23 protein-coding genes, 1 tRNA gene and 1 pseudogene are annotated in these 24,423 nt (G+C 54.3%); 17 read left to right on the top strand and 8 right to left on the bottom strand.

The window, feature by feature from the left end; translation table 11 throughout:
* Positions 1 to 189: 189 nt before the first annotated feature.
* Positions 190 to 1,938: a DUF6119 family protein gene (locus tag AC13Q5_RS01290; protein ID WP_488500635.1), complete on the bottom strand. Its 1,749-nt coding sequence runs from the start codon at positions 1,936 to 1,938 to the stop codon at positions 190 to 192.
* Between the two features lie 104 nt (positions 1,939 to 2,042).
* Here AC13Q5_RS01290 and AC13Q5_RS01285 point away from each other — a divergent pair, with 104 nt between their 5' ends.
* From AC13Q5_RS01285 to AC13Q5_RS01225, 13 genes and pseudogenes are all read left to right on the top strand, one after another.
* Complete coding sequence (locus AC13Q5_RS01285; protein ID WP_488501149.1) at positions 2,043 to 2,402, top strand: Rha family transcriptional regulator; 360 nt, start codon at positions 2,043 to 2,045, stop codon at positions 2,400 to 2,402.
* Positions 2,403 to 2,850: 448 nt separating this feature from the next.
* Entirely contained in the window at positions 2,851 to 3,321 is a 471-nt protein-coding gene (locus AC13Q5_RS01280; protein ID WP_488500634.1) for a hypothetical protein, read from the top strand.
* A gap of 202 nt (positions 3,322 to 3,523) precedes the next feature.
* Positions 3,524 to 3,827, top strand: a pseudogene (locus tag AC13Q5_RS01275) (Rha family transcriptional regulator); the annotation flags it as partial.
* Between the two features lie 258 nt (positions 3,828 to 4,085).
* Positions 4,086 to 4,652 (top strand): Rha family transcriptional regulator, encoded by a 567-nt coding sequence (locus tag AC13Q5_RS01270; RefSeq protein WP_488500633.1) that lies wholly within the window; start codon positions 4,086 to 4,088, stop codon positions 4,650 to 4,652.
* 554 nt (positions 4,653 to 5,206) lie between these two features.
* Positions 5,207 to 5,578, top strand: coding sequence for a hypothetical protein (locus AC13Q5_RS01265; RefSeq protein WP_488500632.1), 372 nt, complete (start codon positions 5,207 to 5,209; stop codon positions 5,576 to 5,578).
* 17 nt (positions 5,579 to 5,595) lie between these two features.
* A complete protein-coding gene (locus tag AC13Q5_RS01260) occupies positions 5,596 to 6,117 on the top strand; it encodes a virion core protein, T7 gp14 family (RefSeq protein ID WP_488501148.1) in 522 nt (173 codons plus the stop codon).
* A gap of 84 nt (positions 6,118 to 6,201) precedes the next feature.
* Positions 6,202 to 6,501 carry a hypothetical protein gene (locus AC13Q5_RS01255; RefSeq protein WP_488500631.1) on the top strand — a complete coding sequence of 100 codons (300 nt, stop codon included), beginning with the start codon at positions 6,202 to 6,204 and terminating at the stop codon, positions 6,499 to 6,501.
* A 9-nt stretch (positions 6,502 to 6,510) separates the two neighbouring features.
* Positions 6,511 to 10,293 carry a transglycosylase SLT domain-containing protein gene (locus AC13Q5_RS01250; protein WP_488500630.1) on the top strand — a complete coding sequence of 1,261 codons (3,783 nt, stop codon included), beginning with the start codon at positions 6,511 to 6,513 and terminating at the stop codon, positions 10,291 to 10,293.
* A gap of 302 nt (positions 10,294 to 10,595) precedes the next feature.
* Complete coding sequence (locus AC13Q5_RS01245; protein ID WP_488500629.1) at positions 10,596 to 10,739, top strand: hypothetical protein; 144 nt, start codon at positions 10,596 to 10,598, stop codon at positions 10,737 to 10,739.
* A gap of 43 nt (positions 10,740 to 10,782) precedes the next feature.
* Positions 10,783 to 11,163 (top strand): MarR family winged helix-turn-helix transcriptional regulator, encoded by a 381-nt coding sequence (locus AC13Q5_RS01240; RefSeq protein WP_488500628.1) that lies wholly within the window; start codon positions 10,783 to 10,785, stop codon positions 11,161 to 11,163.
* 117 nt (positions 11,164 to 11,280) lie between these two features.
* On the top strand, positions 11,281 to 11,916 hold the full coding sequence (locus AC13Q5_RS01235) for a recombinase family protein (RefSeq protein WP_488500627.1): 636 nt from the start codon (positions 11,281 to 11,283) through the stop codon (positions 11,914 to 11,916).
* A gap of 250 nt (positions 11,917 to 12,166) precedes the next feature.
* A complete protein-coding gene (locus AC13Q5_RS01230) occupies positions 12,167 to 12,586 on the top strand; it encodes a very short patch repair endonuclease (RefSeq protein ID WP_488500626.1) in 420 nt (139 codons plus the stop codon).
* Positions 12,583 to 14,064 (top strand): DNA cytosine methyltransferase, encoded by a 1,482-nt coding sequence (locus tag AC13Q5_RS01225; RefSeq protein ID WP_488500625.1) that lies wholly within the window; start codon positions 12,583 to 12,585, stop codon positions 14,062 to 14,064. Before AC13Q5_RS01230 ends, AC13Q5_RS01225 begins: the two co-directional genes overlap by 4 nt.
* Here the strand turns inward: AC13Q5_RS01225 and AC13Q5_RS01220 are convergent, their stop codons facing one another.
* From AC13Q5_RS01220 to AC13Q5_RS01210, 3 genes are all read right to left on the bottom strand, one after another.
* Complete coding sequence (locus AC13Q5_RS01220) at positions 14,065 to 15,189, bottom strand: hypothetical protein (RefSeq protein ID WP_488500624.1); 1,125 nt, start codon at positions 15,187 to 15,189, stop codon at positions 14,065 to 14,067.
* A 22-nt stretch (positions 15,190 to 15,211) separates the two neighbouring features.
* Positions 15,212 to 17,191 carry a hypothetical protein gene (locus AC13Q5_RS01215; protein WP_488500623.1) on the bottom strand — a complete coding sequence of 660 codons (1,980 nt, stop codon included), beginning with the start codon at positions 17,189 to 17,191 and terminating at the stop codon, positions 15,212 to 15,214.
* Between the two features lie 799 nt (positions 17,192 to 17,990).
* Positions 17,991 to 18,758 (bottom strand): GNAT family N-acetyltransferase, encoded by a 768-nt coding sequence (locus tag AC13Q5_RS01210; RefSeq protein ID WP_488500622.1) that lies wholly within the window; start codon positions 18,756 to 18,758, stop codon positions 17,991 to 17,993.
* 514 nt (positions 18,759 to 19,272) lie between these two features.
* On the opposite strand from AC13Q5_RS01210, the gene AC13Q5_RS01205 reads away from it, so the two are divergent.
* The 3 genes from AC13Q5_RS01205 (at position 19,273) to AC13Q5_RS01195 (ending at position 20,511) form a co-directional block, all read left to right on the top strand.
* The gene (locus tag AC13Q5_RS01205; protein ID WP_075852483.1) at positions 19,273 to 19,578 is read left to right on the top strand and encodes an ETC complex I subunit; all 306 of its coding nucleotides are present in this window, start codon (positions 19,273 to 19,275) and stop codon (positions 19,576 to 19,578) included.
* A gap of 91 nt (positions 19,579 to 19,669) precedes the next feature.
* Positions 19,670 to 19,746, top strand: a tRNA-Arg gene (locus AC13Q5_RS01200).
* Between the two features lie 219 nt (positions 19,747 to 19,965).
* The gene (locus AC13Q5_RS01195) at positions 19,966 to 20,511 is read left to right on the top strand and encodes an SMI1/KNR4 family protein (protein ID WP_488500621.1); all 546 of its coding nucleotides are present in this window, start codon (positions 19,966 to 19,968) and stop codon (positions 20,509 to 20,511) included.
* Between the two features lie 434 nt (positions 20,512 to 20,945).
* Here AC13Q5_RS01195 and AC13Q5_RS01190 read toward each other — a convergent pair whose 3' ends face one another.
* Together AC13Q5_RS01190 and AC13Q5_RS01185 are read right to left on the bottom strand one after the other, a co-directional pair.
* On the bottom strand, positions 20,946 to 21,107 hold the full coding sequence (locus tag AC13Q5_RS01190; RefSeq protein ID WP_167459818.1) for a hypothetical protein: 162 nt from the start codon (positions 21,105 to 21,107) through the stop codon (positions 20,946 to 20,948).
* A gap of 90 nt (positions 21,108 to 21,197) precedes the next feature.
* Positions 21,198 to 21,806 (bottom strand): LysE family translocator, encoded by a 609-nt coding sequence (locus AC13Q5_RS01185; protein WP_488500620.1) that lies wholly within the window; start codon positions 21,804 to 21,806, stop codon positions 21,198 to 21,200.
* Positions 21,807 to 21,910: 104 nt separating this feature from the next.
* Between AC13Q5_RS01185 and AC13Q5_RS01180 the strand changes: the two genes are divergently transcribed.
* Entirely contained in the window at positions 21,911 to 22,378 is a 468-nt protein-coding gene (locus AC13Q5_RS01180) for an Lrp/AsnC family transcriptional regulator (RefSeq protein WP_457882336.1), read from the top strand.
* Positions 22,379 to 22,475: 97 nt separating this feature from the next.
* On the opposite strand, the gene AC13Q5_RS01175 is transcribed toward AC13Q5_RS01180, so the two are convergent.
* Together AC13Q5_RS01175 and AC13Q5_RS01170 are read right to left on the bottom strand one after the other, a co-directional pair.
* Positions 22,476 to 23,249, bottom strand: a complete 774-nt coding sequence (locus AC13Q5_RS01175; RefSeq protein ID WP_015339774.1) for an amino acid ABC transporter ATP-binding protein — start codon at positions 23,247 to 23,249, stop codon at positions 22,476 to 22,478.
* Between the two features lie 18 nt (positions 23,250 to 23,267).
* Positions 23,268 to 24,422, bottom strand: coding sequence for an amino acid ABC transporter permease (locus tag AC13Q5_RS01170; protein ID WP_075852487.1), 1,155 nt, complete (start codon positions 24,420 to 24,422; stop codon positions 23,268 to 23,270).
* Position 24,423 lies beyond the last annotated feature (1 nt).

Here is a 24,423-nt window from a genome sequence, read left to right as displayed (position 1 = left end):
CCTAGAAATCAGTGGGGACTTCCCACCGGTGGTTCTCACGCACAAGACGGGCCGCACCACTGATCTCAGGGAAATTTGGCCCGTGCATCGCATACTCTTCGAGCGCCCCTAACACGCTGATCAATTAACGCCCATATAGAAGAAGAATGCTGGCGACGTCGGTTAATCACTGTTATTTCTGTAAGAGCCTCAAGTCGATTTTGGCTTCGGAGATACTTTTTTCGAGAAGTTTGACATCTTCACCGGAATAAAACGCAGAATTATGTCTTTAAATTTACAAGTTTTTCTTAAGTGATCGTGCATGAGCTTGAGCTCATACTGAGAAATTAGCGGTATGTTATTGTGATTTGGCGCTTTTTCTCGATCGTCATAAAGTAACCACAGGCAAACGGTGTAGTCTTGACCTTTAATGTCTTCGATATTGTTGCTTATGCGAGAAAGGTATTGATCCTTCAGCTCCGACTCCGACTCAGTGATAAACTCCCGGATGGCGGCCAAGAAGGTTTCATCATGAAGGAACGCCTCACAATAGAACTTTGCTTGTGAAAATAGGTAATTTAAGGAAGAGGCTTCTTTAAAAGGCTTGCAATTGATAATTCGTAGTGCGCCCGCGTCGTTTATATCGAGAATATCGCAGAACTCCTTATCTTTTCGTCCTTTGCCTATCCGCAACTTTGCGCGATCAAAAAGAATAGCTGTTGGGCGGACTTTTATAACCCCATCGTTAAATATGCCCTCTCGATTTTTTAGAGCCTCATTATCACCGATCGCGATTCCAACAAATTCTTTCTCTGGCGGCTCAATGTGCAGGCGTTTCTCAATGAATTCTTTGATAGACTGATAGAAATCTTGATCAACTTCAGCCCAGCGACCGTCACTTAAAATGTAATACTTTCCGGCGAGTTCGTGCTCGAAAACAAAGCAATCGTACAATGGCCATCGTTTATTCTGTATTATTCTGTCGTCCTCCGGTGAGTACGCATATATTCGTTTGTTCTTTATTTTATCTACATCGATATCGTCGAGCTTCAGTGCGAACTTGAGTTGAGAAATTTCAAGATGTGAATAGATAACATTGTCTTTGCTTGGATAGTTCGTGTACGAGAAACTGAATTCGTCGTCGGACAAAAACTCTGGGATGCTAAGGCGAACATTTTCAAGATCACCGGCCCGTAACTTATTTACCAATACAAGGTCTAAACTCTTGGATTCTTCCTCTGTTGCGGGTCTAAAGTTTTTATAGTTTGGGAACAGAGACGTGTACTCCGTACCGGCATAGGCCTTCAGGAATATTTCGCACTGATTTATCAACCTGTTCCACGTTAGTTTATCGTCACCTACGATTTTCACCGTCAGGCTGTCCCGCCCCTGCAGTGTTATGGATTTGTCACCTCTCACGTGGGCGGATATATATTTGAGGTCTTCAGCCTCGCTAAGTCCGAACACGAAGGCGTCCGAGGGCTGCGCAACCTGCCTGTCGATATGCGTTGTTGTAATCGTGTTGCTCTGGCTTTTTGTTTGCCGAATTTCCTCGTTGCCACACATGTTCATGGCAGTTTTGATTCCAAAATCCGGCTCCAGTTTGTCGCGCTTTAAGCAGCCGATTGCGGACCTGCCGAATGTTGCCGCGAAAATTCTTTCACCAAGCTTCACCAGCAGGACGCCGTTGGCGCTCTTGCTATGACCACTAAATGCGACCTTTTCCTTGGGAGCAAGCTTCTCATTTATGAAGTCCAACCAAGGAGGGTTTGCCCGCTCCGAATAAGTTTCAAAGAAACGAAATTCGCAGGAAACATCGTCCGATTTGAATAAGTATTTGCGGTAGTTGTTTTTATTTGTGATGTCAGCTTCGGGATCAATTAGCGACCCAAAGTTTGCACCTTCGCGCGCAAGGAAAAATGTGATTTGGGCTATTTCTGCGGCGTCTTTCTCGGCCATGCTTTCCTCAAGTAGCTACTATCGACACAACCTTATCGCGGATACCCGCATCGATAATATCGCCCATTACTTGTTAAGTTACTACAAATTTTCGCTCTGACTGTCTGCCGGACCGCCTAAGGAAGATCATCACGTCCAGCCGTGAGATCGCTGAGCTGACGAAAAAGGCGCACAAGAACGTTACCCGTGACATTCGAAAGATGCTGACGGGGTTGGGCGACCAACAGGGTCTGCTCACTTTTGAGCACACGTACCGTGATCCTCAGAACGGGGAAGAATATCCTGAGTTCCGTCTCCCTAAGCGCGAGACCATGATCCTCGTCTCCGGTTACAGCATCCAGCTCCGTGCCCGCATCGTCGATCGCTGGATGGAACTTGAGGCAAGCGTTCAGGTAACCACTCCGGCTCTCCCTGACTTCCTTTCAGGTGAGGTCTCCCTCATCGCACAACTTTTTTCGCGCTGACCTATTCACCGGTGGCGGCGGATATCTCAATGCTTTCAGCGAAAGTCGCCTCAACCCATTCACCGGTGAATAAGCATCTGAAAAATAACACAATTTTCCACATTGACGGGGTTCGTTAGCCGGAGTCTAACGGTGCTGCTTCGATCATGGAGCGAATTCATTTGGGGGCAAATTCAAAGACATGACATTCAAGTTTTTCAAGCAAACACAGCGGTTTGAAATGTACTTCGAGGTCGAGAAGCGTCGCATCCTAACCCACTTCTTCGACCGCCGTAGCAAGGGCAATGGCCACGAATTTTGGCTTGGTCGATGCTATCTGGCAGTGCACTTCCACCGTCGCAAAGTTACCACGCCCGAGCCTTCGGTCTCGTGATCACCGGCATGAACCGCTGCCCTGCGGGAAACACCTACAGGGCAGCCTTACCATTCCCCTTCAAGGTAGCTCGACATGGCAACCACACTCGACCTCCATTTCATCGCCGGTGAGCCGTACGTCCTCGATATCGACCTTGCGGCAGCCCTTGGCATGCGACGTCCAATCGACATCCGAACCGGCCACATCGTTATGCTGCGCGATGTCCTCCTGAACTGCGGTTTCCTCCACAAGGACGGAGGGGCTTATTATCTCAGCGAACGGCAGGCCCTTGCAGTTTGTAACTTCTCGACAAGCAGGAAGGCAGCCATAGCGTACTACTCCGTGATGGAGACCTTCCGAGAATTTCACAATGAGACCTTACCTCGGATGGATATCAAAGAGGCCTTGCGCCTGAGTTTGATGTCGTTCGCTGGGCAAATCAGTGAAGGGCGAAACGGCATGGTGATTGATGCCCTGCGGTCGAAGCTGAGGCAGACGATACGAACGCGAAGGTTCACCACTCGGAGGAAGCGACCATCCACCACGGGACGTGCGGGACCTTAATATTCGCTTGGGTGAATATTAGTTCCTTGGTGCCACATGTGACCGTGGGAAGCGTTTTAACGAATGGCGGCGTTTGCCGGTCGAGAAATCACGAAATCTCGCTACAGGGTCTGTACGGCATAATGAAAGGCTATCGGATTACCCCTCACTTAAGCATTACTCCAACGCGCACCCTGAGAGGGTGCTTAGCAGGGCACTTCAAATGAACCAGATCGTAAACCTAAACACCGCTTCCACGCTCACGATGTCCAGCCTTGAGATCGCTGAGCTGACAAGGAAGGCGCACAAGAATGTGCTTGCCGACATTCGCACGATGTTGACCGGCCTGAACAAAGCTGAGGCTGAGTTTTCAGCCACGGCTCAGTACGCTGGTCCGAACAACTCGAAGCGTACAGCAGTGGTGTTCCGCCTCCCCAAGCGCGAGACCCTCATCCTGGTTTCCGGCTATTCGGTCGAACTTCGCGCCCGCATCATCGACCGGTGGATGGAACTTGAAGCGCAGCAAGACGCTCCGATCACGGTGACCGACGCCTCAACTCGCATGTTCCAATATATGGCCGACATGCAGGAGAAGGTCGTCGCTCCTCTGGTCAAGCTCGTGGCTGATCTCGTTCAGCTCCAGGGCGTTGTTCCGACAGCCGTGCCTCTTGATGCTCCTCGTTATGTCCCGACACCGGTCAAGGGGCACGTCGCTATTGCCTCCTTTAAGAACCTTCACGGCATCCGGCGTTGAAAAGAAAAAGGCCACGGCGCAATGTTGCACCATGACCCTATTCCTAACCCGCAAAAAGATTAGACCAACGCGATTGGGTCCGCAAGACGTCGATAGCCATTCTTTCTTCCTACGTATCGACCCTACAGCGGCGTTATTGCGTTGGCCGGTGTCTATATCCGTTTGCGATGTAACGGTTAAAATCCCCCCCGTCGTCACTGCCAAGATGGGGCGTGTCATCACCAACAGTAGGGACGTAGCGCGGCTCTTCTCCCGCCTCCACAAGAACGTACTGCAGGGCATTCAGAACCTTGACTGTAGTCCTGAATTTAATGAGCTGAATTTTCAGCCCATTACCTACACCGACGAACGAGGCCGCAAGAAGCCAGTCTTCGACATGACCAAAAACGGCTTCATGTTCCTGGTCATGGGCTACACAGGTTCGCTCGCCGCCAAGTTCAAGCTGGCCTACATCGCCCGCTTCAACGCGCTGGAGGAAGAACTTCGTCGACAGCACCGCACGGCCTACCTCGGTCATCGAGAGCAGAAACTAGCCCAGCGGCACCCTTGGGTAGAGATAATTATATTGAATAACAACCTTGAATTTCAACGCACTTAAGCAGAGATCAAGAGGCAGAGACACCGAGAAGGCGGCTGACGAACATAAGTCAGCACTGCTCGAAGCCGAGCTGCGGAACTTCGCAGATCAGGTCTTTGGAAGGCAGAATGACACCACCCTCCGGTGGTTCGACCTAGGATAAAGACAACCCTGAGATTACCCCTCACTTTAGGAAGGGCCTAAGAGGGAAGACCAGAATAAAGGATGAGGAGAGGGGGGTGATGAAAAAGAGTTCCTCTCTCCGAATGATCTTTATGATGGATGAGAGTGGAAAGAACCCTCATCCCCCAACCCATAATCCCCAGAGGCTACCTTAAGGTAAACCTATAAGGTAGCCTCCGTCCTCCTACAACCACGCACACGTTCCATCACGGACGCTCGACACCTGAGAGTGCGCTGACACATGGGTTCAGATTTGAGCCGATGTCTCTGGTTCTCGTAGGCTGTGGTGGCCCCGGTCCTCTTGTTGCAGGTTCTGCTGATGAGGGGACCGGTCTTCATTCCACCACTTCCGCGATACGCCCTCACCACCACAGAATTTACGGAAGAACATCATGCACAATGAAACTCCCCCCGTTGGTCGGGAGGATGGCGGAGCTTTGTTTCCATCATCTCGGGCCACGTCCATCAAGATCATCATCCGTCCTGTCAGCATTGGTAGCCGTGGGCAGAATTATTCGGTCTCGCTCGACGGTACTGTCATCATCGCCAGTTCCCGCAACCCTACCGGTGATGCGTGCCGCTATATGGTCGCCCTTGGTCGCGCCGGTCCGCTTGAGGTTTGGGATGACACCCGCTCTCATCCTCGGCTCGTCATCCCCGACATCGCCAAAGCAGCAACCTTAACGGTCAGCGAGAGCGACCGTCACGGCCCGCGCTTCATTGCCTACAAGGCCATGCCTCAGTTCACCAAGGAGGCCGCATAGTGTGCGATCCTTTATCGATGGTTGGGTTCGCGATTGGCGCGGCAGGGCAGGTCATGAGCTATCAGGCTGAGAGATCAGCCGCCAGTCAGCAGAACGAGCTTTATCGCGAGAACGCAGCCAGGGCGAACCAGAATGCCCGCGACCAGATGTTCCAGACCCAGCAGCGCATGTTGCAGGAACAGGAGAAGGGCGCTGATGAAAAGGCAGACACGCTCCGCCAAGCACGCGCTGCTAAGGCGACCGCTACAGTGGCCGCTGGCGAGGCCGGTGTCTCTGGCCTTTCGGTCGATGCCCTTCTGGCCGAGTACGATGGCCGAGCTGCGGCAGCCAATGACCGCACCGATCAGAACACCGAATGGACACTGACCCAGCTCAACAACGAGATGAAGGGCATTAGGTCGAATGCTGAGGACCGGATTAACTCCGTCCAGCGGGCAGCCGCTCCGTCTTTCTTCAGCACCGGTCTGAAGATCGGAGGACGTGCCCTCGACTCCTACAACGACTTCAAAGACCCGCAGCGAAGAGCCCAGCGGCCTTGATCACCAATACCCCTCCTAGCCAGGGGTGCTCTTCAAATCACCACCACAACCCATATCGCAGCTTCGGCTGTACGAAGGACTACCATGAACCTCCCGCGTATCAATGCCATGTTCATTGTCTCCCATGACGAGACAATTCCGCCAATGCGCCTGCGCTTCGTTGAAATCGAGGATGTACCCTACTTTCTCGCCCAAGATGTTGCGGAAAACGCAGGCATCCCGGCTGACGACGACGGCGATTACAGGTCGACGCTCGCAGCGCTCAATATCCCATTCATTGAGTCAGAGGTTCACGACCGAGGCAGGACATTTGGCCCCGTGACGCTCATCGACAAGGGTGACGTTGGGCGTCTCAACATCGTCGACACGCAGAACGCACGCTAAGGAAAGCCCATGGCCGATGTAAGGTCCATCATCACCGACGCCGCAGCCCGCTATGGCGTTGACCCCGATTTCGCCCTCAAGACGGCCCAGATCGAGAGCGGTCTCGACCCACACGCACAGGCTAAAGGCTCCACCGCAGGGGGCCTTTTCCAATTCATTGATGGCACTTGGAGCAAGTACGGCAAGGGCGAGTCGAAGTTCGATGCCTATGCCAATGCGGACGCCTTCATGCGCCTCACGCGCGACAATCAGAACTTCCTCAAAGGCAAGCTCGGTCGCGACCTGACGAAGGGCGAGATGTACCTCGCTCACCAGCAGGGAGCTGGCGGGGCATTGAACCTCCTAGCCAACCCCGAGGCGATGGCAGTGGACCTCGTAGGCCGCGCCGCTGTCCTCGGAAATGCTGGTCAGGCTGGCATGACGGCCTCGGAATTCGCCTCTCTGTGGACCCGCAAGATGGACGGCACCATGCCGGGAAGTGCTCCAGTCGGTGTCTCCATGCCGGGGTCGATGGCCAATTCCCAGAACCCCGGTGACTTCTCGGTCCACGATCAGGGCCGCGTCAGTGCGTCTGATGTGATCCCGACGATGAACACCACGCGAGCCGAGAGCGTCCAGCAGGAGAAAGATCGAAAGGCTGCGATGCCTTCCTACGGGGAGGCCGTGGCGACTGCGGTGAAGAATGAGTGGTCGATCCTGACGCCTTTCCGCGCACTCGGTCATTACGACCCTGAGCCGAACTACAAGCTCACCGAAGACAAGCTGAAAGCCTATGGCCAGAACATCCCTGACGCCTACCTCAGCGAGTTTGAGGATGCCGTCTCTGACGAACACGCTCAGGCCATCCGCGACCGCCTCACGACGCAGCTCGAAGACAATCAGAAGATCGCCTCTATGGGCACTGCGGGCATGGTGATCTCTATGGGTGCTGCCTTGACAGACCCCGGTGCTATTGCAGCTACGGCTGCCATCGGGGCAATCACAGGTGGCTTCGGCGTCCCTGCGGCTGTGGCGTCTCGGCTTGGTCGTGTCGGTCTTGTGGGCCTTAGCGCGGCTGAAGGGGTGGCCGGAAACTTAGCTACAGACATCCCCCTCGCAGCCGTTGACCCAACCCGCAACGTCTCCTTCGACGACCTGAAATACAGCATCGGTACCGGCCTCGTCATGGGCGGTGTGATGGGAGCCTTCAGGCGGAACCCGATGTTCAACGAGGAAGCCAAGCAGATAGCCAAGATCGGCCAGCAGATGCAGCAGGAGGCTTCGGCCCCTGTAATCTCTTCCGGTGGACGCTCGGCAGGCGCTGCGTCTGTCTTGGGTGACAACTTCACGCGCACCGATACCTCAGACCTTATCGATGAGTTCAAGCGCCTCGACCCTAAGGGCGCGTTCCTGAACTGGCGTATCGACGCAGTGGGCCAGCTCATGGCCTCGAAGAACCCGATGGCCCAGACACTTGCCCGCTACCTCGGTGAGGATGGTGTTCGAGCTGCCAAGGGCAGCGGTGTGGTCACCGAGATCGCCGCTACCGAGCGCATGCAGCGCCGTCTTCGTGTCGCTCAGGTCAATTGGTATCGCGGCTATGATGATGCTTGGACGAGCTACCGCAAGGCCAATGGCATCAACGCCTTCAAGGCCAAGGATGCCGAGCTGAACTTCAAGGAACAGATCACCGACTACATCCGCGAAACGAACCCGAGCGTCCGTGCTCAGTTCCCCGCTGAGGTGAAACAGGCTGCCGGGGCATTCCAGACCGAGATGAAGTCGTTCTGGAAAGAGGCCCAAGAGCTGGGTCTGACGAGGAGCGAGGCGGGCGTCGAGAACTACTTCCCGCGCTACGGTCACCTCGCGAAGGCCACGAAGCTGATCAGGGATGTCGGCTATAGCATGGACCGAAACGGTGGTCTCACCGATCTGTTTCAGCAGGCCATCCTGAAGAAGCAACCTGAGCTGGACCCTGAGATCGCGAAGCGAATGGGCTACGCTGTTCTCGACCGGTTCCAGAAGCTCAGTTCGGGCGAGGAGATGTTCGGCTCTGGCCATCTTGGCTTCGACCTAGACGACCTTGGCGCAGAGCTTCGGCATTATCTCGATGACGACCAGATCGCCAACGTGAAGGCGTGGGCATCGCGCAACGAGAAGGCTGAAGGTGAAGCGGGCGGACCTTCCCGCATGAAGGCTCGTATCATGCTCGACGAGAACCACTTCGCGGATATCATGACCAAGCGTGACGGGGTGAAGCGGGTGAGCATCTCCGATTTCTACGTCAAAGACCCACACACAGCCTTTCAGCTCTACTCTCGCAACATGAGCGGCCAGCTTGCCATGGCCCGCGTTCAGGTCCGCGATCCTGAGACTGGCAAGGTTTTGATCGACGGCATCAAGAATGGGAACGACTGGACCAAGCTCAAGAACCAGATCAAGTCGGTAGGTGAGGCCACAGGAGCGAACAACACGCTCGACGAAAAGAACCTGGACTTCCTCTATTCGGCAATTACGGGAACCCCGTTGGCCGGTATTGATCGAGGCTCTGACGGGGCAACCTTCCTGCGCATGCTGAGGGATTTCAACTTCGTCCGTCTGATGGGGCAGGTAGGTTTCTCTCAGGTTCCTGAGTTCGGGCGTCAGGTCTCACAGGTCGGTGTCAAGACCACCTTCCAAGCCGTCCCTTCCTTCCGCCATCTGATCGACATGGCTCGCTCGGGCAAGATGACCGATGAGCTGGCCGAAGAGCTGGACGCGTTGGGTGCATTCGGTACCGACTACGAGCGTACTGCTCACTACCTCGATACCGATGAGCTAGGCGTTCCGGTGACCAGCGGGACCGACTCTATGGTCCAGCGAGTGGCTGGTGTAGTGAACCCGAAGCTCCACGCCATGAACCGCTTCGTCTCAATGGGTTCAGGCATGGCCCCAATCAACCGCGTGTTCCAAAAATGGTCGGCCCGAGCGGCTGCTGTGAAGTTCACTAAGATGGCCATGTTCGGGGATAAGATCGACGGGGAACGCCTTCGCGCCCTTGGTCTGGACAAGAAGGATGCTGAGGCGATTTTCGACGCAATCAAGACGCATGCCACCTTCAAGGATGGCGTTCAGTCCCCCTCGAAGCTCCAAAGCCTCGGCACCAAGAAATGGGACGGCAACACTCTGTCGATGTTCGAGGACGCAATGTTCCGGCTGAACCGAACGATGATCCTTGAGAACGACCCCGGGCAGATGCACCGCTGGCTGGCTCACCCGCTTGGGCAGATGGTCATGCAGTTCCGAACCTTCGCGATGGCAGCCCACACCAAGGCGCTGTTGCAGGGTCTGAACCTGCGTGATGGGCCTGCTATCTTCGGCATGCTTGCAGCGAGCTTCCTCGGGGCTGCTGTCTATGCCGGTCAAACGCACCTCAACCTGATTGGTCGGCAGGACCGCGACAAGCAGCTTAAGGAGAAGCTTACGTGGTCTCAGTTGGCCTTGGCGGGCTTCGCTCGATCTTCAGAAAGCGCCTTGATCCCGATGGCCGCAGATATCGGCTGGCAGTTCTTTGGAGACTCGCCGCTGTTCGATAGCAGATCGTCGGGATTGAAGACGACGATGCAGGGGACCCTCGGCAATCCCACGGGTGACCTCGTGGTATCGGGCTTCTCTGGCATCGCGGGGGTCACCTCGGCAATGTTCGGGGACGACTACTCTCAGCAGGATTGGCAGAACCTCACCCGTGTCCTGCCCTTTGCTCGAATGATGGGCGCTGTCCAGTTCCTCAATTGGGTCGGCTCAGGTCTCCCTCGGCGGGAACTCCGTAACTAACGCAATGGCTGGCCCCTGAGGTAGACCTTGGGGGCCCGCTGCTTCCTCTGATTGGTGGGACAAAGCGCATCAAACATCTGCCGTCGAAATGTTGAGTGCAAAATTCTGAGACCCCAATCAGATGTGGGGCCTCCCGCGATCCCCCCGCAGCCCCTCTGTCCACACCATTCCACAACCTCTCCCGCCGCCGCAAACGCCTAACATCACTAGCTTTTGCAGCTTGGAGTCGTTGATATCGTTGGACTATTGCAACCGTTCCTTCTCAACAGTAGCCTCTCGTTGATTGCTAGGGGGCGTTACCAATGACCAAGGACATCGTGCTGACTTGGCTATTCTGCCTATCAGTTGTTTGCTTTCTGATCTTTGCCGCCACCAGCCAACGCGGCCACGGCTCTTCCGATGAGGACAGCTACCTTGGCTCGACGATCTTTCGTCCAGGCCGCTGAACTGTGCCTCAGTCTTTCACACATACTTCTCAGGAAATTAGAAATGATAACAGCCACAATCGCTGTCAGTGACCGCAAACCAGCATTGTTCAAAACGTTCCAGTTCATCGAGACGCTTCGCGAGTCATTTCCAGACCTTCCGATGCAAACCGTTTCCGTCTTCCTCGTCATCGCAATGAAGCCCGGCATCCCTCAACGGGACCTAGTGATGCTATTGGACATCAGCCAAGCTGCCGTGTCGCGAAACGTGATGGCTCTTGCCGCTGTTAACCGCCACGGAAAACCCGGCCTCGGTTTGATTGTCCAGTCCCGAGACCCATTAGATAGCCGCCAAGTCCGTCTCAACCTGAGCCGAACAGGGGAGGCACTGATCGACAAGATGATTGCATCGACCGGCGAAGATTGGGGCGATCTTTGTCCGTAAGGGTATACCTTAGGGTACGCTCAAATTCAGCGTACATTGGCGTCCGTTAGGGTTGACATAAGTCTTTCGTACAAATATCCATTCGGACCCAACTCCAACGGACATACGGACTGAACTGTGGCAACCTTCCTTTATGCTCGCGTATCGACATCTGAGCAGACGCTCGACCACCAGCAGACTCAAGGCGAGAAGGCTGGTTTCACCTTCGATCATGTGGTTGCCGACCACGGTGTGTCTGGGGTATCCGTACTCATGAAGGACAGACCGGAAGGAAAGCGCCTTTTCGACATGCTGCGGGCCGGTGACGTGTTGGTGGTGCGGTGGGTTGACCGGCTAGGCAGGAACTATGCTGACGTGACTGACACCATCAGAGAGTTCATGCGCCGTGGTGTGGTGATCAGGACGGTCATCAACAACATGACCTTTGACGGCTCGACCTCCGACCCGATGCAGATGGCCGTGAGGGATGCGATGATCAGCTTCATGGCTGCCACAGCGCAAGCGCAGGCCGAGGCCACGAAGGAGGCGCAGAAAGTAGCCATCGCGCACCTCAAGGCTAAGGATGACGGCACCTATAAGGGTCGTAAGCCCAGCTTCACCCGAGCCGCATATGAGATGGTTGTCGACCTTCTCGGCAAGAATGTTAGCGTGTCAGAGATCGCCCAGGCATCGGGCCTAACCCGCCAGACTGTCTACAGGATCAAAGACGATCCAGCAGCAGCAGAGAAAGCATTGGCTATTTGGTCGGTGTGAGATGGCTACCCGCGAGAAAATATCGGCGTTCGTGTCTTCTGCCCTGATTATGTGTTTTGGGTTTTCTCAGAAACTCTGGGAAAGAGCTGCGGCCACGTTAGAAATTCAAAGGCACGCTCTGGATACCACTATCGCTCCTCTGCAGCATGCAACACGCTGCGAAAGCAATAGGCCTCTCGTTGGCATCAACCGAACTTGACTGCCAAAAGCATTGGCGTCATGCGTGATTTGGTGGAGCAAGAGGTAGCTAGTGGTTGATAGGATTTCGCCTGAGAGGCGGTCATGGAATATGGCACAGATCACGGGCCGCAATACAGGCCCGGAGGTCAGAGTCCGCAAGGTACTCCATCGACTTGGTTATCGATTTCGTCTTCACCGTAGTGATTTACCAGGATGCCCCGACATCGTTTTGCCGAAGCATCACACCGTCGTTTTCGTGCACGGATGCTTCTGGCATCGCCATGCTGGCTGCAAGCTCGCGTACTTGCCGAAGAGTCGAACGGAATTCTGGAACAAGAAGTTCGAAGCCAACATTCGCCGCGACCAGAATGCAGTTGAAACATTGGTTCATCTCGGCTGGAGGGTTCTCGTCCTATGGGAATGCCAAACCAAGGATGATACGGTTATGAAAACAGCGATTCACGAATTTCTTAATGGACATGCTCGATGATGAAAGAATTGGCTAGCGAGGTTCTCCAGAGGAAAATCGAGCGGCTTTCTGCTGGCTATGCGCCCCGTGTCCTCGACCTCTTTGCAGGTTGTGGCGGGATTTCTTTGGGATTCCACGCCGAAGGCTACAGTATCGACGCGGCTGTGGAAATAGATCCAACTGCTGCAGCGACCCATGCTCTGAATTTTCATAATGGAAACTCTTTGCACGCTCGCCCAAGAGATATCACCAAGATAGAACCGCATGAATTGACAGAGGAGTTGGGCCTGGGGGCGGTGGAAGACGCTTTCGACATCGTTGTTGGTGGCCCCCCGTGTCAGGCGTATGCTCGGGTTGGTAGAGCTAAACTTCGTGATGTTGCCGAACATCCTGAAGCTTTTAAAGTTGATCCCAGGGGCAATCTATACCTACGATACCTGCAGTATGTTCGAGCGGCACAACCCCTGGCCGTACTTGTGGAGAATGTCCCTGACGTACTGAACTACGGCGGTCACAATGTGATGGGCGAAATCGCTGAAGTCCTAGAAGGCTTGGGATATGATGCGCGTTATTCCTTGGTTAATACGGCTTTTCATGGTGTGCCGCAGCTTCGGGACAGGGTTTTTTTGATCGCGATTCATCGCGTCGTCGGAACTAAGGTGTCGTTTCCAGACGCTGAACGGCATTTAATCCTTTCACAGGGATACGAAGGAACTCGCGCGGTCGCCCTAAAGAACATTTCTACAGACCCTGGCAGCGCTTTCATCAGTGCGGATTTAGGCAATGAAAGCCTCGAAGGCCCTATAACTGCTGCTGAAGCGATTGGCGATTTGCCGCCAATCACCCTCCACCTAGAGGGACTATTGAAACGTGGTGCGCGCCGCTTCAATACAGCCGTTAGCTATAATTCTGATGTTCCACTTTCACAATTTGCACATTTGATGCGCAACTGGCCCGGCTTTGGTGCACCTCCAGATGGGCTCACTGATCATGTGATTCGATATCTGCCAAGGGACACTGACATCTTCAGAAACATGCCAAATGGTGGCGAATACCCCGCCGCTCATGCGACAGCTGTGGCCCTGTTTGAAAAGCAAGTTGCGAAGATCGAGCGTGAGACAAGACGTAATTTAGACGAAGCACAGCGTGCGAAACTTCAGCGGGCGATGGTGCCACCCTATCCAGTACACAATTTCCCTAATCGCTGGTGGAAGTTACGCGCAGATCGGCCTTCGCGCACTCTTCTCGCACATATCGGGAAAGATACCTATTCCCACATACATTATGATAGCGCGCAAGCGCGCGTCATCTCGGTTCGTGAGGCGGCCAGACTTCAGTCGTTTCCTGATGGATTTAAGTTCGCAGGTGCAATGAATGCCGCCTACAAGCAAATTGGGAACGCTGTGCCGCCTGTAATGGCAAGACGCCTAGCGGCGCAAATCCGAACGTTGTTGTACGCTGTGCCGAATTCTAAGCCCCACGCGATTGCCGCTGAATGATTAGTCGTCGGGGTCATCTTCAAAACTGATCGGGAACGCGTCACTCCACGGCGACAAGGCGTCAACGGAAATTGTCCATCCTGTGGGAACGGCACCGTCTGCCAAGCTTCTGGCTGCTAACAGTTGCTTTGCAAGGTGTTGTAAATTCAAGGATGTTCGGACTTCCGCATGCCCATCAGCCATGTTGGACAGCCGCCAGACCTCCAGACCGGGCATTGTGGCGGCAAATTCGATCTCCGCGTGCGAAAACATAAGCCCGCGATTGTGGTCTCCCTCCGTGGACTTTACTTCAACGCTAGTAAATGCCCCTTTTGTTCGTTCCAATGTAAAATCGAAAGGATGGGTGGCATTGACTTCTGCTTCCCATCTGAAGCCGGCGATACGCCCGCTCTGAAGAAGGCCCTTTAGGTGGCCGTTCACAAGAGCCTCGCCATCCCGTCCAACACGCTCAGCCTTGGCACGTGCTTCAGCAAGTGCTTTGTGCGTCGTCCTGCGAAGGCCACGAGAACGCAATGTTTCAACAGCGGTGGGAGACCCCATGGCTGCCTCAGCAAGCGCCTCGTCAAGCTCCCTATCAAGAAGTTCCCGAATTGGATGGCTCGCCTCGGATGCTTCAACAGCACTCAGCATTTGCGCTTCCGAGACAGCCACCATCCTGGACGAGCCAATAATTGTGTTAAGGACATTAAAGACAGCTGCGTCTAAGGGCGCAGTCCTTGACACCAATACCATCAGCGCTTCCGTCGGGACTTCACCGCCTGTGAAACCAAAAACTACCAGATCGCCGGCTTCCAAATCTCGATAGCGATCTGGATGGGGTTGGTCGGTCGGAGCGTGGACAGTCTCTCCGTTTAACCGCCAATTTTTCTGTGTACCGCCTGCGGCGATAATTTTTCGCATAACGGTGGTGGGTGTCGCTATCGCGTTGGGCCCAAAAATCTTAAGTTCACACGGAAATTGAAGTGCGCGCCCTCCGGCCAGCACTCGTGCTGAAGGGTAGAGCAAATCAATAAATACTCTCCGATTTAGATTGATTGCCTTCTGGTTTCCGACGTTGGATTGGCGATATTTATCTTCAAAGAACGTTAGGTCTGACGGAGTGAGGCGCTTTAGACTATAGAGCATTGTTCTAACCGTGGTTTATTTCTCAGATGTCGTCACTATACCGCGCCTTTTGAAGGCGTTGGGCTTCATCGGGATCATTAAGAAGCTCGATTAGCTCGCGCAGGCAGATTGCATAAAAACGAGAGTTCGCGGACCTGATCAAATGGGTTATGCCGTGATGTGGGCGGTGGTGAATATGGTCGAAATCAAGGAGCGAGGTTACCGAATAATCCCGCTTGTATTCCTGGCCGAAGTCCCAAAAAACGGCAAGTGACACGTCACTCTCTAGTTTATAGCCGCTCTCAAATTCTCTGATCAGACCGTCCAGCGAGTATTTATACTCAAGGATTTTAGGTGGGCCAACATACTCTTTCTGTAACTGCTCTTCGTAGACCCCCAGCGGATTGGTCTTCTTATCGAAGGTCAAATTGGCAAAGGGCTTTTCAGCTACATAACGCAAGGCTCCATCGTATTGAGAAACTTGTGATGTCGCGAGCAGCCGAACCCCACGGATGACCCCTCCCGCCACGAGCTGATTAAAAAGTACGATCACGTCTTGTTCTGATAATGGCTCGGACTGCACCGAGATCTTTCTCATTGGTAGAAAGAAGTTTTCGCTCGTTAGAACCAGAGGGTGGGACTTTTCGTGGCTTTCCTGGTCCCGTATCCAATCATGAACTTTGATCTCGCGATCAATATCAGGGCGCTCTCCGCTATCGCCTTTTAAGATATCTCTCCGAGCCGACAATTGGCCAACAATGAAACCGGCAATCTTCTCGGAAAGAGTACGAAGTTCTGGCTGAAAGCCCTTGCGTCCGAGGTCTGGTTCCGCACCGGAAAAATGAACTACCACATGCGTTTGATTTTGGTGGCCGATGTTCTTCGATAGAGGAATTGTAATCAGGTCCCCCTGCGCCATGCTATTGTTGGCCATCTGGAGACCGCCCCGCAGGACGCGATAGCCTTTCCGCAACTCAGCCTTGGTATCGTTGAGATGGTCCCAAACAGAGGTCGAATAGACGAAATACCCGTAAGCATGGACGTTATAGCTCTCAACAGATTCTGCCTCCTCGGCGGATAGGGTCCTAACAAACGAGAGAATATCTTTGGGCTTATAGAACTCATAGATTCCATTTGAATTCCTAAATTTGTCTATCGCTGCTGACGGGTCCTTCCCGCGCTCCACGGCCTGGAATTGCGCAGTCTTGACATCCGACAACCTTTGGCTGGCTTTAATTTCCTCATGTGGATATTTGTACTTTGCCGCACAATCACGGCTGGACAGCTCATTTCCCGTTGCGTCTACAACTATAAGATCAAACGCCACAGCGCTCACAACGCCGTTTTCCAAATTAAGGTATCCTAGCGGTGTCTTTAGCAGCAGAAGATATAGCCACTGGTCCGGCGTGGTGGCTTGATACCAATTGAGATTTAGTGGCCGAGTGTTCTTCCCGCCAAAGCGAATTTTAAAGCTGCTACCCTGGTCAATTTGATCAAAAATCACGTCGTGCGAAGTGGTTACCTCGACCTGAGGACGGTGGATGGTTCCAGACGTATCCTCAACCCATTCTCTACCGTTTCGAAACTGTCCTTGAAATTTGAACTCGCTATTTCGTGTGCGAATTTCAAGATGATTGAAGCCATACCCAATGTATGTCGCTCCCACACCTTTATTTCCTCGGGTGGTTGCCTCCCGTTTAAAGGAGATGTTTGGAGCAATGAAAGCTCGAAACTGATCGCGGGTAAAGCCGACGCCGTTGTCCACCACCTGGAATGAGTTTTCGCAAAGATCAATCTTAATGATAAGTTTGGGAGAAAAAGTCTCCCCGGCTGTCTGACGCCGTTCAACCGCATCCATTGCATTTTGAATGAGCTCCGACATCGGATCGTAAGTTCCAACATAGGATTTTAGGATGTTCTTGATTTCCCGCTTCTTGGCAGCGGTTAGAATCTCCTGATCTGACCCATTCACGGCCTCCAGAGGGTCCCACACCTGCTGTTGGGTTTCAAACAGATCGCTCATCAATGTTGCCCTACGTTCGAGATTGAATAAAGACGACGAATCGTCGCTTTGGAAGTCAACCTAAGACAGTATTCGCTATCCAATCAATCGCGATTTTGTTGTGCTCCTGCTGGCTACCACTTGAACGAACTGGAGAAGGTATAGACGGCAATAGCGCTACAAATCTATTTCGTGCGCTGACGAAAAATTCTTTGAAATCAATAACAAACGAGCGAAACAATGGTCCTCTGTCATCCGCACCAAAGAGAAGCGCCATCGATATGGAAACTAATAGGACGCGGCGAAAGCTGTGCCTTTCTCATGGGTAAGGCAATCGCCGCTGCTCCCGATACGAGCATGATTATCCAACTCAGTAGCACGGAGCCCGCGTCTCCGAGCTGCAACGCACGATAAGCCAACGCTTCCACGAATACGCCCACCCAAATAAACACTCTTGCTTGTGCCGTGGAGCTTCGTATCACAACTCCCGTGTTTTATTCTATTGCCTTGACCCCCATCAAACCATCGAAGAGGAAGACGAAGCACCGGTCAGGACGCATTTCTCGTCTCGGCTGGCGATGGTTGGGCGGAGCAATAGCCCACTGGCAGGAAGTGTCTGTCAAAAACTTGACGTAGGGGCACGCCGTTGGTACACAACGTCTCGATTTAAGCGCGAAAAACCCAGCAAATCTGGCGTATGATGCGAAGTCATCCAGACTTCGAATCTCTCCACTCCGACCACTAATTGAAGTCATCCCGAAATTTCAGACCTGTAGACGACGGCAATCGCTTGATCGTGGCTGCGGCTTGCGTCCCATTGTCAGGTCGGCGAGACCGCATGTCTTGTAAGTATCCAGTAGTTGCGCCCCGTTACCCTTTCGAAACAGCGAATCTCGTCCTTGAAACCAAGGCGTTGATAGAAGGGCAGGCTCAGAGGATTGAAAGTCTCCAGAAAGCAGGTGGCGCCCCGGAGATCGGCTCGGCGTAGCGTCATTTCGATGAGGTGTTGTGCCAATCCCCGTCCTCGAGCTGCCCGCCTTAAGCCCAGGATCGAGAGATACCAGGCATCGGCGAGGTGAGGCGGTGCGTGCTCCGCCATGGATTTGGATATCCGCAGATAATTGCCGAAGCCTGCGTCTCCAAGCAGCGCAGCAAGCCCCTGCTTGCGCGCTTTGACATAGGCTGCAGTGTCATCGGCATGCGCTTCATTGGTATGCCAGATAGCGGCGCCATCGGCATTGGCATAGTGCACTTCGCCAATTCCATCCGCCTCGGCAATCGCGAGTTCGAAATATTGCGCCAGAACTCCTTGTCTTCTCTCTTCATCCTCCCCCGATTCGACCGTCACGGCGCGATAGAACGGATCGTCGAGAAGGGCTTCCGCGAGGGACGCGCAAGCAGATGAAATTTGGCTCACAAACAACTCCAGCGATGACGGGTCGGGATTGGGGCAGATAGCGCAACGGACAATCCGCGTCTTGCGTTCTTTGGAAGGCTCCGCCAGCATCTTAGAGAGGGCGGGTCGCATAGGTCCAGCCCAAAATGGGTCGGTGCGAGTTTTCAGGAAAGGACGATAGGCGCCGCGCAAGTTGGCTCGCTAGGGATTGGTGCCGTCTCGGATATCAGCGAATGAACTGCAGGGCCATGAGACCGAGTGTCGCCAAAGCGGAGGACACCGTCAAAGCAATCAGCACCGAAGTCGACATCATATCGCTCCCCAAAAGGTCTTGCCGCAAAAGCCGGCTGCTGCTTACAGGAACGGAAGCAGGCTGTCGCGTGACATGGGCGTGACATGTGATGATGGCGGATTGCCTGTTCGCCTCGAACAACTGCGCGTCAAGGCGAATGTCCGGGAATGGTTCAGGTTTACCGTCCCCGCCGCGGGCGCTTGCATATTGTCGGCGTCGAGCGGCCGTTCCGCCACAAGCGCGAAGCCCCGTTCCGGTGGAAGAATTCCTGCGGATTTCGGCTGCCTTTTTGCTTGAAAACAAAGGGATTCGCAGCTAATCAAAATCGAGATGTGCCCGACCTGCAGAGGACGCGGCAAGACAAGTGAAGCACAAAGGCGGGTCGCTCCCGCTTCATTCGGAGGCGCTGCAGCAATGCCTGCCAAGATTTATCGTCCCGCAAAGACCGCCATGCAGTCCGGCAAGGCCAAGACCAATGTCTGGGTTCTGGAGTTCGACCAGGAAACGCCGCGCAAGATCGATCCGATCATGGGCTATACATCGTCGGGCGACATGCGCCAGCAGCTCAAGCTGACGTTCGATACGCAGGAGCAGGCGGAGGACTATGCCAAGCGCGAAGGCATCGAATACCGCGTCATCGCGCCGAAGGATCCTATCCGGCAGACCGTATCCTATTCCGACAACTTCCGCTTCAACCGCATGCAGCCCTGGACTCACTGAAGCCAAGCACTTATTGAACGCCAGCCATTGAGTTTGGCGGCGCTTTCAGGCATGTGTTGCCCGCCGCGCGTAAAGCGTGGCGAGGCCCTACGGCCCCTTAGCTCAGCTGGATAGAGCACTTGCCTTCTAAGCATGTGGTCGCAGGTTCGAATCCTGCAGGGGTCGCCAAAACTTTAAATGTTACAGCCGCTTGCTGGTATTTTCTCAGCTCAACGACTAATTTTGCGACGAAACCGCACGGAATGTCGCAAGGAAGTCGTACGCTTATCCGAGAGTGCCATCCGGGTACGGCATAGAATGTAGTCGCAACACTCCTGGCATTGCGCCCGTGCTTTGATGAAATGTGAAAGACCGAGAAATTCGAAATAGCTGCCCAAAGGAGAGCTTATGACGACGCTGGACACAATCCTCCGATCCGACAGAGTCGAATCTTTTGGGAAGGCAACCTCGGCAGCGCTCGAACGCCTGGTGAACGAACACGGCATATATCTTTCACAGGACTACATCCACTTTCTAACCTGCTGCAACGGTTTGCGCACGACGTTCGACTTCGATGAGGTAAAGCGGGTCGGCCTGAGTATGGCTTTAGCGGATATCAATACCTTCTATGGTGTCGAAAATGGACGTGACTACGCTGATATTCTGACCATTATTCCGAAGATGGACGCATCCGGAAGAGAATTGCTCGCCTTTGCGCCGCCGATTGCCGTCGGAGGCGACTTTTGCACCTTTGTTGAAATCACGGAGGGTTCGAGGCTTGGCGAGATCATGTACACGGATGGCGAGATGTACTGGGGCTATTTTGAAGAGGCTGAGACCGACTGGACCAACACGCCCGATGCCCTGATTAGCACGTTTATCGAGCATGGCTTCTTCACGCCGATTGCTCCCTCATTCAACGCTTTGCTGGAGATGTATGCCAAACTGGTCTGATTGCAGTTGCCCTTATTCAGAAATGAGGTTCCACATACGCTCGATGAACTGTCGTAACTCAGCGGCAGTGGCATTCGATACATCAACCTCTTCAGATGTCTTTCAATTCCTCAAATTCCGAGCTTTGCATATATTCCAGATAAGCTATTGTTTTGTTTTGGATAAATTACTTTTCAGAGCTATTTTTTAGTCTTTTAAAGCTGCTGACTCATCCTGATTATTTTAATCCTCAATATGTGCGAGTGCCGAGATCTATTGTCTCGGCGCAACGCGGTCATGCCGCAGATTTTACATTCGCTCGATTGCCGATTTATTTTATATAAACCGATAGTTATCGCTGTTCAGACTTTCGTCGTTGGTGGGTCGCCATTTCTCCGTATTTGCCTTTATCGCATCAAGCGGGCAATCTATGGCGTTGGCTGCTCAAGCCCTACTTAGTTCACCGCCGTCGGCCAGCCGCCGGCATCTTTCGGCCTGGTAGCATCGACCGCCATCTGGATCAGGTCGTAGCCGTATATTGCTCCGGCCAGCTTGATGACGATGATGGCGACGCTTAATAGAGCGAGCCCGCCGATGATTCTGTCGCTTTTTTTCACGGCTCGCTTCCCCCGACGTCGCGTGAATCCCGCATTATTCGCGGTACCGGAAACTATATCGCGTTCTGCGCAAAGCGCCACTCGGCTTACTCACGCTGCCAATCGCCAGGCGGCAATCAGGAGGAGACAGCCTGCGATACCCTCGGTCCAACGCCGATGGCGATCGCTGAAACCGGCGCGCGATCCGATCGTTGCCAGGCTGATGCTGAGGAGGACATCGACGATCGCGCAGAGCCCGATGAACACGGATGATAGCAATGATGCTTGCAGCGCTATGTTTCCACCGTGGTTGATGAACTGCGGCAGGATGGCGAAATAGATCATCATGCCCTTGGGATTGAGGACAGAGGTCAGAAAGCCACGCCGAAATCCATTTGTCGCAATTCTGGATACTGGCGTGACCTCGCCAGCCTTCATTGAGGACCTTATGAGGCGGGCCGCAAGGTAGGCAAGATAAGCGATGCCGACCCAGCGCAGCAGCATGAACAGGAGGGGAAAGGCGGTGATGATGGCCGCTACGCCGAGGGCAGCCAGTATGGAATGGACGACGTAGCCGATGCAGATGCCGGCCGTCGAACGTAGTCCGGCGATGGCACCGCCGGAGATCGTCTGCGATGCCACGAACAGTATATCCGGCCCTGGCGTGCAGATAAGAGGCAAGACGGTGGCTGCAAAAAGAAGAAGATTGGCGTTTTCCATGAACGGAAGCCTAGAGGCTTGCCGGCGCAATTGGCTTGCAAAAATGCTAGCTTATACCCCATAATTGGCATTGGAATCCAAAAAATCTATTTTATCGGTGGAGAATGCCAATGCGGCTGGACGAGATCGACAAGCGTATCTTGCGGGCGCTGCAGCGCGACGGGCGGATGCAGAATGTGGAGCTGGCAAAAGAGGTCGGGCTTTCGCCATCGCCTTGCCTGCGGCGTGTGAAGCTCCTGGAGGATGCCGGCATCATCGATCGTTATGTGGCCGTCGTGAATCCGGTCAAGGCTGGCCTGCCGCTATCGATGTTCGCGCGGGTCTGGCTGACGGCGCAGGATGCGGAAACGATCGACCATTTCATCGCAGCGATGAAGAAACTGCCTGAGGTGATGGAATGCTACATCATGCTCGGGGAGAGTGACGCGCTGCTGCGTGTCGCTGTTTCCGATCTCGACGACTACAGGCGGTTCCAGTCGACGCATCTGACGAAGGTCAACGGCATTCAGAACGTCAAGACCGATGTACCGAGCCAGATCGTCAAACAGACCTATGCTCTGCCGTTGCGCTGAGCGGCCCTGCTTCGCCGCACGCGTGGAGAGCGGCATTCAATGAAAAACCCGCCGGCTGCGTGGCAGCGGCGGGTTCTTGCATTCGATCTACGCCGGATCAGTGCAGGATCTGGCTGAGGAAAAGCTTGGTGCGCTCATGTTGCGGATTGTCGAAGAATTCCTTCGGCGAATTCTGTTCGACGATCTGCCCCTGGTCCATGAAGATGACGCGGTTGGCGACCTGGCGGGCAAAGCCCATTTCGTGGGTCACGCACAGCATCGTCATGCCTTCTTCGGCAAGGCCAACCATGGTGTCGAGCACTTCCTTGATCATTTCCGGGTCGAGCGCCGAGGTCGGCTCGTCAAACAGCATGATCTTCGGGTTCATGCAGAGCGAGCGGGCGATCGCCACGCGCTGCTGCTGGCCGCCGGAAAGCTGGCCGGGATACTTCTTCGCCTGTTCCGGAATCTTGACGCGGGTGAGGAAGTGCATGGCGATTTCTTCCGCCTGCTTCTTCGGCATCTTGCGCACCCAGATCGGCGCCAGCGTGCAGTTTTCCAGAATGGTCAGATGTGGGAAGAGGTTGAAGTGCTGGAACACCATGCCGACTTCGCGACGCACTTCATCGATCTTCTTCAGGTCGTTCGTCAGCTCGACGCCGTCAACGATGATCTGGCCCTTCTGGTGTTCTTCCAGGCGGTTGATGCAGCGGATCATCGTCGATTTGCCCGAGCCGGAAGGGCCGGCAATGACGATGCGCTCGCCGCGCATGACCTTGAGGTTGATATCGCGCAGCACGTGGAAGTCGCCATACCACTTGTTCATGTTGATCATGTCGACCGCGACTTCTGTCTCGGAGACGGTCATTTTTTTCGATTGGGCTTCAGCCATTTTGTATTTCCCTCAATTTTATCGCTTGTGGCCGGTATCGAGATGGCGTTCCACAAAGCCTGAATAGCGCGACATGCCGAAGCAGAACAGCCAAAAAACGAAGCCGGCGAAAACAAGACCCGTTACGGGGGTCACCGCACTTGCCCAAGTGGCATCCGCGAAGTTCTGACGGACGATGCCAAGCAGGTCGAACATGCCGATGATCGCCACGAGCGACGTGTCCTTGAACATGCCGATGTAGGTGTTGACGATGCCGGGGATGACCAGCTTGATCGCCTGCGGCAGAATGATCAGCCGCATCTTCTGCCAGTAGCCGAGGCCGAGCGAGTCCGCGCCCTCGAACTGGCCCTTGGGTATCGCCTGCAGGCCGCCGCGAATGACTTCCGCCATATAGGCAGAGGTGAAGATCGCAACGCCGACGACGGCGCGCAACAGCTTATCGACAGTCCAGCCCTGCGGCATGAACAGCGGCAGCATGTAGCTGGCCATGAACAGCACCGTGATCAACGGCACGCCGCGGATGATTTCGATGAACGACACGCAGAGCATGCGGACGACGGGCATCTTGGAGCGACGGCCGAGCGCGAGCACGATGCCGAAGGGGAAGGAGACTGCGATCGCAACGAAGGCGATCACCAGCGTCACCAGCAGGCCGCCCCATCTTTCCGTTTCGACGGTCTCAAGGCCGAAGCCCCCGTGGAGCAGGAAGAACGAAACAACGGGCAGCACGAAGAACGCCAGGATAGCGTTCAATCCCTTCCTGGGAACGGACGGTATCAGCAGCGGTGCGAAGCTGACGACCATCAGGATGCAGACGAGTATCGGCCGCCAGCGCTCGTCCGGTGGATAAAGGCCGAACATGAAGATGGCGAATTTCGCGCGGACGAAGGCCCAGCAAGCGGCATTCCAGCCGTCCGGCTGCGTTCCGCCTTGAACCGTGGTGGCGCAGAAGGTGCGGTCGGTTCCGCTCCAGACTGCATTTATGAACAGCCAGTTGACCAGGTGCGGGATCGTCCAGGCCAGGAAGGTGACGGCAAGCACGGTCAGGACGATATCCTTCGGCGTGGCAAACAGGTTCTTTTTCAACCAGTGCCACATGCCCTTTTCGCTGGCGGGTGCTGGCTGAGCCACGAGCAGTGTCTTGCTGACGAAGTGTTGATCTACGCTCGACATC

The sequence above is a fragment of the Martinezella sp. CNPSo 3964 genome, assembly GCF_057784375.1.
Note: the sequence above shows the minus strand (reverse complement) of the source record. Positions and strands in the feature narration are given on the sequence as shown.